This window comes from Sulfitobacter sp. TMED3, assembly GCF_002167505.1.
GTDB classification, from domain to species: domain Bacteria; phylum Pseudomonadota; class Alphaproteobacteria; order Rhodobacterales; family Rhodobacteraceae; genus Sulfitobacter; species Sulfitobacter pontiacus.
The window spans coordinates 22444-38706 of record NZ_NHBI01000012.1 but is presented as its reverse complement, the minus strand read 5'-3'; the positions used below and the strand labels follow the sequence as shown (position 1 = coordinate 38706).

The following is a 16263-nucleotide window of genomic DNA, read 5'->3' as shown; positions in this document are numbered from 1 at the left end:
TCTCCCTTGCTTTGCAGACCACCGCGTAGATGGCGTCTTTCTGCACCTCGGATCGAGGCGCCGCAAGGTAAGGCAGGCGAATTAATCCAACTTTTTGAAAGTTTTACGGCAAGGGTATGCCCGAATGGCCCGCAAACCTGTGTTTTGTCAGGATATTCGGGCCGTCTCTTTTGTGTTTGCGGGAAGGGGCACCCCATCAGGCTGCCCGCCCCGCGTCAGAACTTGAGCGAGAGACTCGCCCCGATGTCGTGGCTGTCATAGTCGAACAACGCCACATTCGATTTCGCCCGCGTGTAGGTATAGGTGATGCGCGGCACATATTTCCCGATCTGCACCTTGTTGTGCTGCACGGTGAAGGTGAGGCTGGTGGTGTCATCCTCGCGCGGGGTCGTGGTGCCGGGGAAGATCCCGTCGTATCTGTCCTGTTCGTATGCCAGTATCGCTCCGGTCGAGAGGCCGGATTTCCACTGTTTGTCGATCCCCATCGACACGCCGGTTTCATGGTGATCCAGATGCGCGCGCTGTGTCGTCTCGCGCAGCTGCGACAGGCCGAAGGATAGCCCGAGCGTCGGCATCAACCGATGTTGGTACGAGACCGAAGCCCGCATCCGGTGCCCGTCACGAAACGGGCTTTGGTCATAGGTCTGCCGGTCAAACCGCAGCGCACCCGACACCAGATCACGCGGACGCAGCTGATAGGCGCCGCGCAGCTCCGCCCCCCACCGTCGTCGCACGATGTCTGAATCAGAAAAGCTCAGCTCGGCAATCGGCCCGAAAGAGAACCGCCCCCGCTGCCCGCCACGAATGACATCGAAGCGTGCAACGGCCGTGGTTTCCGTGTTCAGCGCGGAATCGTAGAATTTCGCATCCAGACTGGCGGTGCCCACGCCCGACCATCTTTCATTCCACTGCCAGCGCCGCCACGCGGTGCCACCAATCGCCAGCCCCACCCCGGAAGACGCCCGCGACGCAGGGTTCAGCGTGAACGGCACCCCGCCAATCAGAATCTCCTGCTCGGCACTGCCGCGGGTCTGGTTCGACGACGGCAACAGCGCGAACCGCAGGGCAAAGCCGCCGGGCTTGCGCGAGGTGTTGTTCAGGATAAAGGTCTGCAACCCGGCGCGCAGCTGTTCGTCGGCGGTTTCCGCGACCAACCGTTCCGCATGATAGCGCGCAGCGGTCACATCACCGCGATAGGCCAACAGCAGGGTCAACTCGCGTCTGGCGGGTTCATAATCGGGCGCGATGCGTACCAGATCGCGAAACAGATCAACCGCCGCCGCGGGCTGGTTCTGGCGCATCAGGATTTGACCTTCCAGATAGGCCTGATGCAACGGCCCGTTCGGATCGCCCTTGACCAACTGCGCCAGACTGGCCCGCGCGGCATCATAGTTTCCCTGTTCCAGATAGCCCTGTGGTGTCGCGGCCTGCGCCTGTCCGGGCGATTGGCACGCCAAAAGAACGCCCATCAGGGCGGCAAAAAGCAGATGTTTCATGGATTAACCCTCAAGCAGTTAAATCGGCGTGAACCCTGAACTCTGCACTGCGTCTCCCACATGAAATAATGGGGAGACGCAGGCATGGCTTGAGGTCATGCCCACGCCCAGAGAAGCGGGACCCGTAATTTGATCGACGCTTCTCTATCCCGTTGTCGTCGACCTTAGTCGACTTTGTCGGCCGAGAAGTAGCCGTTCCCGTTCAGCGACCCGTCGTCAGCGCCGATACCAAATGTCAGCGCACCGGCAACCTGTTCGGCATTTGGCCCATAGAACGCACCGGAATACGTCCCTTCGGCACTATTGACGTCGATATCGCTGATGAAATCCGCATCAGCCGTCAACGTCCCGGCAAAACCGTTGTTGTCGAACGTGGTTTTATCCATCGCGATGGTCCCTTCAACGGCATCACGTACACCGTCTTCGGGGTCTTCGATGGTGGTGTTCCCGATGGTGCCCCAGATCTCGCCCGCGCCAAAGTCTGCCGTCATCGCGATCTCGCTGCGCACCTTGTACCGGCTTTCGCTGTTCGACTCGAAGCCGCTGTTTGGCACAACATTGATCCGCGACCGGCCCGTATATTCGGCTTTTGGCAGATCTTTCAGATCTTCATCCGCCGTCTCGGTACCAAAGATCGCAAAGGTACTGTCGCCGGACACGTGACCTTCGGCGTTCTCGGACGACCGGAAAATCTGCACCACCTGGGCAAAGCCGTTGCCCGCCGTCAGCAGATCTTCAACCGGACCATTATAGTTGTAGACGCCCGCGAATTTCCCATCCACTTCGACCTCGTAGCCGTCACCGTCGCCATTCACATCGGCAGGGGTGAACGACAGCTCTTCGCCGTCGATGGTCACGGTCAGCGCGCCGTCATCATTGCGCTTGATCGACGCGGTGACATTATTGGTCGTGCTGGTTTCCCCGGTGTGATAGTTCAGGTTCTGCAAGGCGACGCCCACGGCGCGCGCGGTCAGTGTCTTGCCTGACGCAATCGCAGCACCGGCATCGACCGGATCACCGTCCTCGTCGGTTGCAAAGGTCCGTTTGGCCTGTGCCTCTTCGGTGATGTCTGTCACATCAATCACCTTGTCGACCCCGTTCGATGACCCGCAGGCCGCGACGCTCAGCGCCAGCGCGGTCGTTGTCATCAATTGCATGTAAAGTTTCATTTCAATGCCCTTTCTAAATAGCCCCAAGCGGGCGGGTGCCTGCNGAAATCGCAGCAGGTTAAGAAAGGTTAAAAATCGACCGTAAANGTACCGTAATTTTTTGCGCGGCGCTCCGTGAAAAAANCGTGAAAAAAGANCGCATCAGGCGGTTTTTCATCGCTAAACGCTCAGNGGGCCTAACCTATAGTTGCGANAGATATGCCANCGCCTGTTTGCTTGGCATAAAGAAGTANCCCCCCGCCACNGTTCGGGTGAAATCCACCGGCGCAGGCTGTGCGACCCCCTCCNCTTCCGCNCGNGACATCGGGCACATATCCAGCGCCAGCGANTCCTCCGACCCCGGAATAATGAACGTATCACCCTTCTGTTTCGGCGTGATCAAAGGGTCCGGCCCATGCCGCCCGCCGTGGAACCCGTCTGCGTTGATCCAGGTCTGCTGCACNAANTCGAACTGCCGTTCGATATTGGCGTTAAAGCACATAAAGAAGGTGCCTTCCTCTTGCTCAACCGGCGGTACGGTCTCGGTATCGCGCCGCACCCAGCCCGCGTCGANCAAGCCTGCNTCCTGCGGCGCGTCAAACGCGCTGCTATAGGNCCGGCCCCGCCGCAACAGCCGATGGCGGTTGTTGATCTGCAATGTGATCTCGTGACCGGGGCGGAAACTGTCGCGCGGGTTGGCGCGGCGGATATGCGACCCGATCGGGCAATACAGCCCCAAGGGGTCGTCCTCGCCATGGCGGAAATCATTGTCGGGGATCACCGGCCGCAGCAGATCGCGCGGTATGCCAAGGGGGCCGACCTCATGCTCCAGNTCTGACAAGGCATCGTTGAACGCGGCCCAGCCCTGCGTCGTCCAGATCGTCTCATCCATGCTCAGACCGCCATGCACGCCCAAACGGCCGCTGCCCCTTGGCGTGCGTGTCCGGTCAAGGAACNGCTGCAGCGCAACAAGATGGCCCTCGGTCGTAGAGCGCTGGTCCGTGGCGGCCTGCAATGCCTTGAGGCGCAGCCCGACATAGCGACGCACGACCGCGTGATAGCGCGCGCGGTTGCGCAGGCTGCGCGACACCGAAGGGTTGCGCGCCAGTGAACTGCCGTCGGCCCACCGACCNATGATCTTGGCGGTGATCCATTGCTCCATCCAGATCTGCCGTGCATCCGGCCCCATAGGCACATCGCCATAGGGCGACTGATCCATCTGCCCGCGCTGCATATCCCCCAGCACGATATCCTTGTCGCCGGGCATGCGGTCGCCCTGCCGGATCCTGATGTCGGCCTGNATATCCTCGCGGATCGCATCCGCGATGCCCTTTTGCGGCAGATGTCGCGCCTCAAGCCCGCGCGCCTTGGCCGCCACAAACTCCTTCANNGCCTTGTCATTGTGCAAGATCTGCCGCACNGCCAGAAAGCTTCCGCCGCGGCCAAAATCACGCTGGTCCCCCAGATGCAGCCGCCCAAAGCGCGGCACCAGATCCGTCACCGGCCGCTCGACCGCCGACANCCCCTGCGCCGCCGGCGTATCGGCGGGCACGGTGATCGCCAGCGGCAGGTAGCCCCGGGAATCGGGATACCCCAGGATGAACTCCCCCGCGCCGACCACATCATCCGGCGCGGCCTTGCCTTTGGCAAAGGCCTGGGTNTGGCGCATGATCGGCTGCGAGATACCGTCACGCGTGCCGAANCCGTCGCTATGGGCCAAGCCGCGGCGTTGCAGATCCGCCCGCACGATACTGTCCACCGCGATGCCATATTGCTCGAACATCACGGTCAGCGTGTCGTCGGTTGCCGCCTGCTCCGAAGGATCGCGGGCATAGGACAGCAGCAAAGCATGCGCGGCNCCGTCGCTCCANCGCCAGCGGGCGGGATCGGCGNGCGTGCCCGCATCGCCCAACACCCGCGCCCGTGCCGCCATGCCGCTGGCAAAGGCNTGGGGCAACGTCGCGCGCCCGTCGTGGGGCGTGTCGGGAAACCCCAGCAGCGACAGCCCGCCAGAGGACAGGGCAATGAAATGCGCCGGATAATCGGGATAGGCGTCGCCAAAGCTCAGCCGCGCATCCCAAGGCGCACCGGGGGTTTCGGCATTGCGCGCCTCTTGCAGCAACTGCGCGATCAGGCGTTTACCCCCCTGGCCCGTGTCAAAGCGCAGCACCCGCGCGGTCATCAACGGATGCCGCCCCAGCCCGTTGAACAGCAAGGTCTGCACCTGGTCCGTCTCGATCGCNTCGGCGGGGCGCGGCGCGGTGTAGAANANNGTGGCCCATGCGCGATATTCGTCATGGGTCAGCGCNCGCGCCAGCCCGTCGCGCACCAGTGCATTGGTGCGGATCATCCCTGTGGTCAGCTGCGGAAAGCGGCTGTACCAGACCTGCGTCTGCACCTGCTGGCGCCGCACCCAGCGTTTGAACCTGTCACCGTCCTGCGCCCCATCCAGAAAAAACCACCGGCTGCGCGGAAACCCCACGCAGTTNTTCCACGCCATCGTCTGCCCACGGTGCACCTTGGTGATGAAATCCTCGAGGTAGCTTTCCCAGCTGCCGTCGTAATTGCCCTGAAAGATCAGCTTTTGACTGCCTTTGGGGCAGTACCAGCGCGCATAATGGATNGTGGCGAAATCGGTGACAAAGCCGGGGCGGAACCACAGGATTTTCATNTATTTGATGATGTGGAACGCCAGCGCCGTGGTCAGCCGCCGCAGCAGNCCGGGCTTCAAGGCACTGACCGAGGTGATNTGGTTCTGCGCNTANCCGGGCAGATCCTCCATCGCTTGCACAGCGGCGACGTGATCATGAGGCGCATAGCGGTCATCCGGCGTCTCGCGCGTCTCGACCCGCCGCAACCACGCTAGCACCCCGCCCGCCACCGTNAGCCCCAGCAACAGCGGCACCATCCAAAGCGAGACATAGACATCCGCCGCCTGCAGNAGACTGACAANNCCAANGGCGACCAGCCCCACAGGCAGCAACAGCGCCAGCACCGCAAAGACCGCCAAGGGCTTCAGCCCCAGCCCCGCATATTTCGCGATAAACCCCGAGAAGGGGAAATCCTTGTGCCGCGAGAAGCGCGGATAGCGATGCGACGGGCGGTACAGCAGCGCCGCTTTCGCAGGGTCCTCCTGCATCTGTTTGCGGATATCGGCCACCAGATCGGCAGGGTCCGTGGNGCCCTCGGCTGACCGCTGCCGCACCTGCGNCTCGGCCCAGTCATACAGGTTTTTCTCCGCCTCGATCTGGCGCACGGGCATATGTTCGGTGCCGTTGAAGTTCACNCCGATGGTGCCCCAGGGNTTGGTATCGGGNTGCAGCAGATGCGCGCGCACNGCCGCGATAAACCCGCCCTGCGCNTCTTTCAGAAACGGCAGCACGGTCGAACAGGGCGCNTCGATCCGTTGNGCCAGCCGCGCCAGCGCGTCCCGCGGCATGCCATCGGTGTTGAACTCTGCCAGCANATGNGTGGGCCGCGCATCAAGCCGCGTCTCGGCCCCCAGATTAACCAGATTGAGGCTTGCGAAATGCACGATCCCCGTGCCCTNNAGCCCCTGCTTCAAATCCGATGTATCCTCCTGCAANCCCGCCAGGACCGCGCGCAGCGCCTCTATNTCCACCCCCTCTTTCAAGGGCACTGGTGCCACGATCGTCGACTGTGCCGCGTGGCCTTCCACCATGTCGAACCGCATCCGCAAGCGGCCCAGATAGGGGCCATAGAACTTTGGCCGCTCGGGNAGAAAGGCGATGCCGGGGCGCGANAGNATGATCTGGAATGCCTCGGTNATGATCTCATGNGCCATCTCNTGCCCCAGACAGTGATGCATCCCCAANCCAAAGGACAGATCCGGCAGCGCGGTGCCGTCCTTGGCCAGGAACCCTTCGCCGGGCATGAAGCGGTTGGGGTGTTTCACCACCCGCGGATCATGCAGGGCTTGCGCTGTTGCCAGAATGACCACGGCACCGGGTTTGATCCGCCGCAGCGCCTCGGGCAGGCCCTGCGTATCGCCGGCCTCTTTGCGCAGGCGGAACTGGCCGGGAAAAAGCGACGGGTTAAAGCGGGCGATCTCGAACAANATGTCNCGCAGNGCCAAGCGGGCCTGNGGGTCATCNGGGGNGGCTTCGGCCCGCGCGGCACAGCGCAGCGCCTGATGGAACTGGTCCGGCTTGCGGCGCATCTGNTCGAGTATCTTGCCCGCCGCAAGCGCGGTGGTGGGCACAAAGCCGGTGATCACCCCGAACAGGATCACCCGCACGGTGTCTTTGTCCGACTGNTCCCAAACCGGCCCNNCATCGCCCTGCCGCGCGANCTGATCCATCAACCCTTGCAAGAAACCCGCCTGTGCGGGGTCCGCACGTTCGTCGGCGGACAGCTTGGCATAGGCGTCGATACTGGCATCCAGCAGATCGCANATGCGCTTGGCNCCGATCATCGCCTGCCGACGCACCGCAGGCGTGCCCGAGGGGTCGGCAAAGATCAGCGAGGAACANGCCGCCGAAAACGCGGCAAAGTTCTCCGCGCTTGGTGCCGCGATGCCAAAGGTCTTCAGACAGGCCTCTGCCGTNACGCGCATAAAGACATCGCGCGCCATGTCGATCTGCCCGCCGCTATCCTCCAGCAAGGCTTCGGTCACGCGNCGCACCACNGGGCGCACATGNGNNACCGGATCAATCGCCGCCCANGGATCGCGCAAAATCGCCATCTGCGCGGCATGGGTCTNTGCATCATCGCCCAAGGCAAANACCGGCGGGCCTGCCATCTCTTCCATCTCGGGGCCAAAGGGCACGCCGAACACATCGGGCCGATGCAATGCCGCGACAATATCGGCGTGGCGCGTGACAAAGTGGTACGGCCCCAAGCGCACCACCGGCGCAATCCGCTGCATCAGGCGCAGCCCGCCATGTTTCATCAGCCCTTGCGTGATCCGGCTACGCAGCTGTGCGACCCAACTGCCGTTCAGCGCATCAAGCGTGAAATGCCGCGTTCCCAGATCAGAGGGATGCGCCCGCTCCTCCGCCTGCGCTTGCCGGATACCAGCGTAGTTGTCTGCATATTTCGTCATGCGTCGGATGCCTTCTGCAAAGGCCCCCCGGGGTCACCAGCCGGCGCGCCGTACCTAGAACATCTCTTCAATCATACGCGCGTTCAGCGACCGGTCCGAAAAGGGAAGCCAGTTGATATAGCTGCGGTTGAAACGGGGCTCGAACTCGTACAGGTCGCGCTTGGCACGCGCCACGGCGTCGGGGCGGCCCATGCGGTGCAGCGCCAGGACCTTGACCATATGGGCGTACCAATAGGCAGGGCGTAGCAACAAGGCGTGATCCGCGTGCTGCAACGCGGCCGACAGATCCCCGGCCAGCAGCGCGGCAAGCGCTGTCTCCCCCTCGAAACAAAAGCGCTGCGGGTGGTGGGGCGACAGGCGGATCGCATGTTCCAGCGCCTCCAGCGCCGCCAAGGGGTTGCCATCATAGGCCAGATTTGTGCCGCGCTGGTCATGGGCAAAGGCCAGCGAGGGGCACAGCCGGATCGCCTCGTCCGTGTAATGCACAGCCGCCGTCTTGTTGCCCAGCCAACATTCCGCACAGCCCGCGATCCAATAGCCCCGCCCGTCCGACACATCCAGCTTGATCGCCTTTTGCGCCTGTCGCCGCGCCAGCTTGATGTCACGCGGATCGGCGCGGCAGGTCCAGACCCGCCACAGCGTGGTCAGCGCAAGATAGACATGCGCCTCTATATGACCGGGGTTGCGCGCGATGATATCCTCGAAGATCGCCTGCGCCTTCTCGAAATCCTCGGGGGTGAGGCGGTTGATATGCCAGCGCCCCTGCCACACCAGCGCCTCGTCGCTCTGCGCGGGCCGCGACTGCGACCGCTGTTCGTAGGATTGCGCCAAAGCACAGCTGAAATTCCCCGCCACCTCAATCGCCATATCCCGCGCGACTGTGGCAAACCCCGCCCCGATGTCGGCAGCACCGGCCAGCGGCGCGGTAAACTGCGCACGTTTCACCGATTGCCCTGTGGTCAGATGCGTCAGCTCCACCATCAAGACCAACCGCCCGCCGCTCTGGCGCAACTGGCCGGTCACCACGTAATTCGCCGTCGCAGGCCGCGCGGCACCGGCGGCGCTGCGTCCACTGTGCACGGCCCAATCCATAAGGCTGATCCAACGATGCCGCGCCAGCTGGTCCAACACCTGCTCTGCCAGCTCTTGCGCCTGAGGGGTCAGCGGCTCGGCACTGGCAAAGGGCATGAGCGTCACGCAGGGCACATCCAGCGGCGGGGCGAAGTCAACCTCTGATGGGTCGGGACCGCCCTGCGAGGTCTCTAGCTGGCGGGACCAGAAAGCGCGTTGCTCGCGCAGCCAGTTGTCGAATTCGGGGTCCCTGATATCAAGCCCTTCAAGAAACTCCGCCTGCCCCGGCAACCGCTGCGCCACCGACGAAAGCTCAAGCGCATCTACCGCGACCTCGCTCAGCGACAGGGTGACCGTGGTGCGATCCGCCTCCAGCACATCGCCCATCGGGGCAAGCGCACGGCGCAGGGCAGACAGCGTCTGGCGCAGGCTGGCCGCACCTTCACGCTCTCCGCGTTCGCTCCATAGCTTGTATTGCAACCAACGTCTTTCGCGCCTGCCACCGGGGGCGACCGCCAACATCGCCAGCACAGCGCGCGCCTTCTTCGAGGTGATGGTGACACGTGACCCATCGGTGCGCCGCAAATCGAACGGCCCGATGACATTTAGCTGCAATCCTAGAGTTTTATGAGAACCATCCGCCAAAACTACCCACCACTTTCGTCATGGTTGAGTGTGCGGGATACGTTTCCATCCGTCAATTTTTTTCACTGCCGATGTTTCCCTAACGGCATTGCAAAACCCGCCCCGGCGTGCTGCATCTTCGGCAATCGAAAATACCAGATGACATGGACGGAGCCCGACCAATGACCCAGAACGCCCCCCTCAAACGCCGGACCGGCGGACAGGTCCTTGTGGACCAGCTTTTGATCCACGGGGCCGACACCGCCTATTGCGTGCCCGGTGAAAGCTACCTCGAGGTGCTGGACGCGCTGCATGACGTGCAAGACCGGTTCACCCTGATCAACGCCCGCCACGAGGCCGGTGCGGCGAATATGGCCGAAACCTACGGCAAACTGCACGGCACCCCCGGCATCTGCATGGTCACCCGCGGCCCCGGTGCCTGCCACGCCGCCATTGGCGTGCATATCGCGCAACAGGATAGCACGCCGATGATCCTGCTGGTGGGCCAGATCGCCCGTGACACCACCGACCGCGAAGCTTTTCAGGAAGTCGACTACCGCGCCATGTTCGGCCCGATCGCCAAATGGGCGACCCAGATCGATGATGCGTCGCGGGTGCCTGAATATATGGCCCGCGCCTTCCGCGTCGCCACCTCTGGCCGGCCCGGTCCGGTTGTCATCGCCCTGCCCGAAGACATGCTGACCGATATCGTCGAAGTCGCCGATGCGCGGCCCTATACCGCCACGCAGGCTCAGCTTTCGACAGCAAATGTAGACGCGCTGAAGGACGAGATCGCACAAGCAAAACGCCCGCTGATGCTGCTTGGCGGCTCCGGCTGGACCGAGGATGCCGCCGCCGCGATCACCCGCTTTGCCGAGACCAACAACATCCCCGTCGCCACCTCCTTCCGGCGACAGGATATCGTGCACAACCTGTCGCCCGTCTTTGCGGGCGATTTCGGCACCTCCACCGCGCCGACGCTTTTTGCGCACCAGAAAGAGGCCGACCTGCTGATCGTCATCGGGGCCCGGTTGGGCGAGATGACGACCAAGACCTACACCACCCTGCAATCGCCCAACCCCGATACCCGTCTGGTGCACCTGCACCCTGACGCGGACGAGATCGGCCGCGTCTATTCCCCCGACCTCGGCTTTGCCGCCTCCCCCGCCGCTGCGGCATCGGCGCTTGGTGACCTTGATCTGGGCCGCGCCGACGATTGGCAGGATTGGTGCGCAAAGCTGCATGGCGATTACCTGACCGACACCGACAGCCCCAATGGCGCGGAATGGGAGCTCGACATGGGCGTCGCCCTTTGCCAGATCCGCGACAGCCTGCCGCAAGACACAATCGTGACGCTGGACGCGGGCAACCACACCGGCTGGGCGCAACGCTATCTACGTTTTGGCCGCCCGGGGCGCATCGTAGGGTCGACCTGTGGCGCGATGGGGTATTCCGTTCCGGCGGGCGTTTCTGCGGCGCTGGCGCATAAGGATCAGCTGGTGCTGTCATTCGTCGGCGATGGCGGTTTCATGATGAGCGGGCAAGAGCTCGCCACCGCCGCGCAATACGGGGCAACGCCGATCGTGCTGCTGTTCAACAACGGCATCTACGGCACCATCCGCATGCATCAGGAACGCGACCACCCCGAACGCATTTCAGGCACCACGCTGATCAATCAGGATTTCTGCAAAATGGCCGAGGGCTACGGCGCGCATGCGGAACGCGTGACCAAAACCGCCGACTTCGCCGCCGCGTTTGAACGTGCCCGCGCCAGCGGTCGACCGGCCTTGATCGAACTGGTCACCAACCCCGAACAGATCTCTACCCGCACCACGATCACGAAACTGCGCGATGCGGCAAAGAAGTAGGCTCTAAACAGCGGATTAGAGCCACATAACAGCACCCCGCCCTCTAATTTTTTGCGGGCGGGGCCCCTCCCCTAGCCGCGCCCGATAAAAGGCATCTTGGTCGCCATCACCGTCACGAACATGGCGTTTGAAGCAGGCGGCAGGCTTGCCATATAGACCAGCGTGCGGCCCACATCCTCTACATCCATGCGCGGCTCTGCCCGACGTGACCCGTCCGGTTGCAGCACACCTTGGGCCATCTGCTCTGTCATCTCGCTGGCGGCATTGCCGATGTCGATCTGACCACAAGCGATGTCATGGGCCCGCCCGTCCAGCGACAGCGACCGCGTCAGCCCCGTCACCGCATGTTTCGTCGCCGTATAGGGTGCCGAGAACGGGCGCGGCACATGGGCAGAGATCGACCCGTTGTTGATGATCCGCCCACCCTTGGGCGACTGCCGTTTCATCAACCCGAAGGCCGCGCGCGCGCATAGAAACGACCCCGTGAGGTTCGCGGCCACGATGGCGTTCCAGTCGTCCAGCGACAGGTCGTCAATCTCGACCGCGGGGGCGTTGACGCCCGCGTTGTTGAACAGCAGATCCAGCCGCCCGAACTGCGCCTCGATCTGGTCAAACAGCGCCAGCACATCCGCCTCGACCCCCACATCGGCGGTGATGGCCAGATGCCCCTCCCCCGCCAACGCGGCGCAGGCCTCCTCTAGCGGGGCCAGCCGGCGCCCCGTCAGCACCAGCGTAAACCCCGCCTCTGCCAGCGCTGCGGCGCAGGCGCGCCCGACGCCGCTGCCCCCGCCGGTAACCAGTGCAATCTTCCTCTCCATCATCCCCCCGATCTGCGCCTTTGTGATCCGCGCAAGCTGATTTATACCAAGGGCATAGCAACCCGTTTTCCCCCCTGACGCAAGCCGAAGGACGCCGCAATGATCGACCTCTATNCCTGGACCACCCCNAANGGCCGCAAGGTCTCTATCCTGCTAGAGGAGTTGGGCGTACCCTATACCGCCCACCCCATCGACATCACCAAGGACGACCAATTCGCGCCCGACTTCCTGAAAATCAGCCCCAACAACAAGATCCCCGCGATCAAGGACCATGACAATGGCCTCTGCCTGATGGAATCCGGCGCGATCATGTGGTATCTCGCTGATAAATATGGGAAATTCCTGCCGAGCGATGCGATCGGACGTGCCAAGGTGCATGAATGGTTGATGTGGCAGATGGGCGGCTTGGGTCCGATGGCCGGACAGGCGCATCACTTCTTGCAGTTCAACCCGGGCAAGGCCCCCTACGCCGAAACCCGCTATGCGACCGAGGTCCAGCGGCTTTACGGCGTGCTCGACAAACAGCTCGAGGGGCAGGACTTCATCTGCGGTGACTATTCGATTGCGGATATGGCCTGTTGGCCCTGGGTCGCGCGCTATGAATGGCAGCGGGTGGACCTGACGCACTTCCCCAATGTGTTGCGCTGGTACAAAGCCCTGCGCGCCCGCGACGCGGTGATCAAAGGGTATCAGGTGCCGAAAGATGTAGGCGAGGTTCCCCGCGGGGAACCGTAAGCCGCGGGCACAATCACAGCCCGTCGATCAGGATATCCAAGGCCCGCTTCAACGCATCGCGCTCTGCCTCAAGCGAGGTCACCTTGTCGCGCAGCGCGGTGCCGGGCACGGCGGCCAGCTCTTGCACCCGCACGATCCATGCGGTGCCGTCGACCTCTACCTGCGGGGTCAGACCGGGAAAGGCAGCGTACCGCCCCGCCTCGCGCAGCGGTGCCACCACGCGCGAGGCGTCGATGCCAATCAGGTCGGTTTGCAGATCCACCACAAGCTGCCCGCCCGCAAGCCGGTACACATCAAACTGCGCCATAGCTCGCCCTAGAAACTGCGGAAGCGTTCAAGCGGCAGGCCCTCGGACTCTACCTCTTGCGCATAGGCATCCAGCGCCTGCTGGTTCTCGATCCGCCAGCGGCGGTTGCGCTCTGTCTTGGCGGCATCCGAAATCGCAGCCTCGGCCAGCCGCGACATGTTCAGCCCTAGCGCGCGCGCCGTCTCGGCGACGCTGGCATCCAGTGTAAGATTTACTTTGACACGCCCCATGGCACCCTCTCGCACTATGCGTATAGGGCAGGAGTATAGGTGGGGATGAGGATTCGGGCAAGGCGGCGCGGGGTGGCGCGTATATGTGGGCCTATCGCGCGCATTAGGCCCGACCCATCGCAAAGAAGAAGGGGCAAGGTGATCCGCCCTGCCCCCTTCGAGTTTCAGTCTTTCTGATCCAGCGCTGCAAGAAACGCCTCGATCCCGCGCTGTAATCGCGCCTTGCTGACAGCCGAGAAATCGCGCGGCAAGCGCATCTCTACCTTCCCGTCCGACGCGATCACCCGCATCTCCCCCTGTGGCAACCCCAGCCGCAAGGATGTTTTGGCAGAGCTTCGCCCGGCGGGTTTTGGCGCGGCTTTCTTTGCCGTGATCCCTGCCCGTAGAACTGCAAGCTCGGCATCGGCATCCCGTTCAGGCTGCTTGATCAACGCCTTTTTCAGCGTCATCGCATTGCCCGCCTGCGCATCAAGGAACCGATAGACATCTAGCCCAAGCGCCCGCGGGATCGCCTCGGGGTAGCGCAGCGCGCCGTCCAGATCGGCAAGCACACGGGCGAACTGCCGGATATAGGTCTTCTTCTGTTTCAGCGCAGAGGCATAGAGCGTGCCTACCGCGTCACTCACCTCGACGCCCGAATCCTGCGCATAGGACAGGGCCAGCCGCGCCATCTCGCCAAAGGACAGATCTTTGCGCACAAGGTTCTCGTCCACCATCTTGCGGTACAGATCCGCAAGGGGTTCCCCGCGGGGAACCAGCGCGGCGGGGATGCGGGAATAGCGCGGGTCGCCGGTTTCGGCCGCAAGCTCGCGAAAGGCGGTGAGCCGGCGGAAGCCTTGAATAAGCTCATACCCATTATCCGTCTGCTCCACCCGAATGGGGTTGGAGAGGCCGACCGACTGGATCGACTGTTTCAGCTCTGCCAGTTCGGGGTCGACATTGGCCGACCGGTCGCGGGTCAGCTTGTCGGTATGCACGTCCGAGGTCTGGATCAGATCGGTGATCAACCCCAGCCGTTTCAGCCGCACATGCTCATGTGCCAGCGCGTCGTTTTCCGCGCGAATGGCGGCCTCTGCGCTGGCGCGCTCGGAAGTGGCTTCAAGCGTTTCCGAGATCGCGCTTGCCATCGGGCCGCGTCGCGACGGGGCAGGGGGGTTGGGCACAGGATCAGAGTTCTGCAACGGGTGACCCTGAATGTTGTACTCTTTCACAACGGGCGGTTCGGCAGGTGCGTTCCCCGCGGGGAACCCCGCGTCTTCCTCTTCATCCAGATCGAAGTTGATATCGAAAACAGAGCGTTTCTTAACCATTATTCATCCTCCAGTTTATCCCACGCATCGACAAGCGTGGCACGGAATTCATCATAGGCCCGATCAAAGGAGGCCCGCGCGCGGCGCCAGGTCTCGCGGGTCATCTGGCGGTAGTCCATCTCGTAGATCGACGACAGGAACCGGCCTGACTGTTCAACCGCGCGGGTCATTTCAATCGGGTGCTCTGCTACATGTGGCTTAAAGACCTGATTAAATGCTGACTGCATCGCACGGTGCAGATCGTTATTAGGCTCGAAACGGGTCAATAGAAACTTGATGTCAGCAAAAGCCTTGACCGGATCAGTGCCCGACGGCAGCCGCCCGCGGAAGCGGCCCAGATCCTCAAGCGCTTCAGAAAGCTGGCCGATGAAACTGGTGGTGCTGTCATACTCCCAATAGCCGGGGCCGGATGGGATATACAAAACATCCGCCGCAAAGACCGCGTTCATCGACTGGTAGCCAATGGCGGGCGGGCAGTCGAAGATGATCAGGTCGTAGGCGTCCGGCGGGATCGTATCAAGATAACGGGACACGGCGGCAAAGAACGACCATTCGGGGTTCAGGTGCCGGTACTGGGCGCTGGCAAATTCGACGAAGGCGGCGTTGGCACAGCTGGGGATCAGGTCGATCGTGGGCCAGCTGGTCGGCTTGATGAAATCGGTGGCGCGCAATTCGCTGAGCCCCATGCCGGTGACAGAGGCAGGCAGTTTGCGTTGGGGCAGGGTGGCCCCGCTTTCCGCGCCGCCTTGCACCGCGTTCATCCTCTCAGTCTCGCGGATCAGGTCGCGGGCCATGATGCCCCAGACGGTGACCTCTTCCGAGACATCCGACAGCCCCATCGAATGGCTGAGCGTGGCCTGCGGATCGAAATCCACGGCCAGCACGCGGTAGCCGTCAAGCGCGGCCGCATGGGCGAAATGCAGCGCGACGGTGGATTTGCCAGCGCCGCCCTTGAAGTTGGCAATCNCGNTCCCACGCACCGCCCGCTTGCCCGCAGGGCGNGGCGGCATCAGCGACCGGTTCTTGATCTTCAGCTTGCGNCGCAGCTCGTTGATCTCTTCCAGNGNATACCAGCGCTGGCGGCCTTCCTCTTCCACCTGCCCCTCGGGCAGGGACGGGTCGGCGGCCAGCCGGCCGCGCAGGGTCGACGGGTTGGTCTTGAAGATCAGCTCCGCCACTTCCCAGCTTGAGAACCGGCGCAGGGTCTTTTCCATCTCGGGCGAATAGGTCTGATGCCGGATGTGCCCCTGCATCTTGAGCGACTGCGCCTGAAGCTTTGCCAGGTCCGCATAGGTAAACATAAGCTGTCCTTTTCCCTACCCGTTCCCCGCGGGGAACCGNCGCCCCGCACGCNGTGGCGGCACCGGAAAACCCGAAAGAGAACGCTAATTACTACTCAATTTGGATTTACGCTGAATTTGCATCTNATGGAAAGACATTTATTCTATAAACAGGTTTTCAATATCCCTTNTACCACAGGGCCTCNGCGCGATTCGGGCGATAGGCGCGGCTCTATAGCTCCGGGGCGGAAATATAGGGGGACAGCAGGATCGGCCCCGCGACATATTGGGGGACAAAAACGCTGTAATAG

The 16263-nt window shown here is 62.7% G+C and carries 11 protein-coding genes; 2 read left to right on the top strand and 9 right to left on the bottom strand.

Annotated features, from left to right (window positions below; genetic code table 11):
- Positions 1-215: 215 nt before the first annotated feature.
- The 4 genes from CBB63_RS04305 to CBB63_RS04290 all read right to left on the bottom strand — a co-directional run bounded on the left by CBB63_RS04305 (position 216) and on the right by CBB63_RS04290 (position 9302).
- The gene (locus CBB63_RS04305) at positions 216-1496 is read right to left on the bottom strand and encodes a surface lipoprotein assembly modifier (RefSeq protein ID WP_286698277.1); all 1281 of its coding nucleotides are present in this window, start codon (positions 1494-1496) and stop codon (positions 216-218) included.
- A 164-nt stretch (positions 1497-1660) separates the two neighbouring features.
- Positions 1661-2653: a transferrin-binding protein-like solute binding protein gene (locus CBB63_RS04300; RefSeq protein ID WP_254655097.1), complete on the bottom strand. Its 993-nt coding sequence runs from the start codon at positions 2651-2653 to the stop codon at positions 1661-1663.
- Positions 2654-2846: 193 nt separating this feature from the next.
- Positions 2847-7079, bottom strand: a complete 4233-nt coding sequence (locus tag CBB63_RS04295) for a cytochrome P450 (RefSeq protein WP_502695856.1) — start codon at positions 7077-7079, stop codon at positions 2847-2849.
- Positions 7080-7763: 684 nt separating this feature from the next.
- Positions 7764-9302: an AfsR/SARP family transcriptional regulator gene (locus CBB63_RS04290; RefSeq protein WP_286698300.1), complete on the bottom strand. Its 1539-nt coding sequence runs from the start codon at positions 9300-9302 to the stop codon at positions 7764-7766.
- A gap of 284 nt (positions 9303-9586) precedes the next feature.
- Here CBB63_RS04290 and CBB63_RS04285 point away from each other — a divergent pair, with 284 nt between their 5' ends.
- Positions 9587-11272, top strand: a complete 1686-nt coding sequence (locus CBB63_RS04285) for a thiamine pyrophosphate-binding protein (protein ID WP_286698275.1) — start codon at positions 9587-9589, stop codon at positions 11270-11272.
- A gap of 71 nt (positions 11273-11343) precedes the next feature.
- On the opposite strand, the gene CBB63_RS04280 is transcribed toward CBB63_RS04285, so the two are convergent.
- Positions 11344-12093, bottom strand: coding sequence for an SDR family oxidoreductase (locus tag CBB63_RS04280; RefSeq protein WP_286698274.1), 750 nt, complete (start codon positions 12091-12093; stop codon positions 11344-11346).
- 96 nt (positions 12094-12189) lie between these two features.
- Here CBB63_RS04280 and CBB63_RS04275 point away from each other — a divergent pair, with 96 nt between their 5' ends.
- Positions 12190-12825: a glutathione S-transferase family protein gene (locus CBB63_RS04275; RefSeq protein ID WP_286698273.1), complete on the top strand. Its 636-nt coding sequence runs from the start codon at positions 12190-12192 to the stop codon at positions 12823-12825.
- A gap of 13 nt (positions 12826-12838) precedes the next feature.
- Here the strand turns inward: CBB63_RS04275 and CBB63_RS04270 are convergent, their stop codons facing one another.
- From CBB63_RS04270 to CBB63_RS04255, 4 genes are all read right to left on the bottom strand, one after another.
- Positions 12839-13132: a CcdB family protein gene (locus tag CBB63_RS04270; protein ID WP_009824373.1), complete on the bottom strand. Its 294-nt coding sequence runs from the start codon at positions 13130-13132 to the stop codon at positions 12839-12841.
- A gap of 8 nt (positions 13133-13140) precedes the next feature.
- Positions 13141-13362, bottom strand: coding sequence for a type II toxin-antitoxin system CcdA family antitoxin (locus CBB63_RS04265; protein WP_286698272.1), 222 nt, complete (start codon positions 13360-13362; stop codon positions 13141-13143).
- Between the two features lie 164 nt (positions 13363-13526).
- Positions 13527-14672: a ParB/RepB/Spo0J family partition protein gene (locus tag CBB63_RS04260; RefSeq protein WP_286698271.1), complete on the bottom strand. Its 1146-nt coding sequence runs from the start codon at positions 14670-14672 to the stop codon at positions 13527-13529.
- Complete coding sequence (locus CBB63_RS04255; RefSeq protein WP_286698270.1) at positions 14672-15973, bottom strand: AAA family ATPase; 1302 nt, start codon at positions 15971-15973, stop codon at positions 14672-14674. Before CBB63_RS04255 ends, CBB63_RS04260 begins: the two co-directional genes overlap by 1 nt.
- Positions 15974-16263 lie beyond the last annotated feature (290 nt).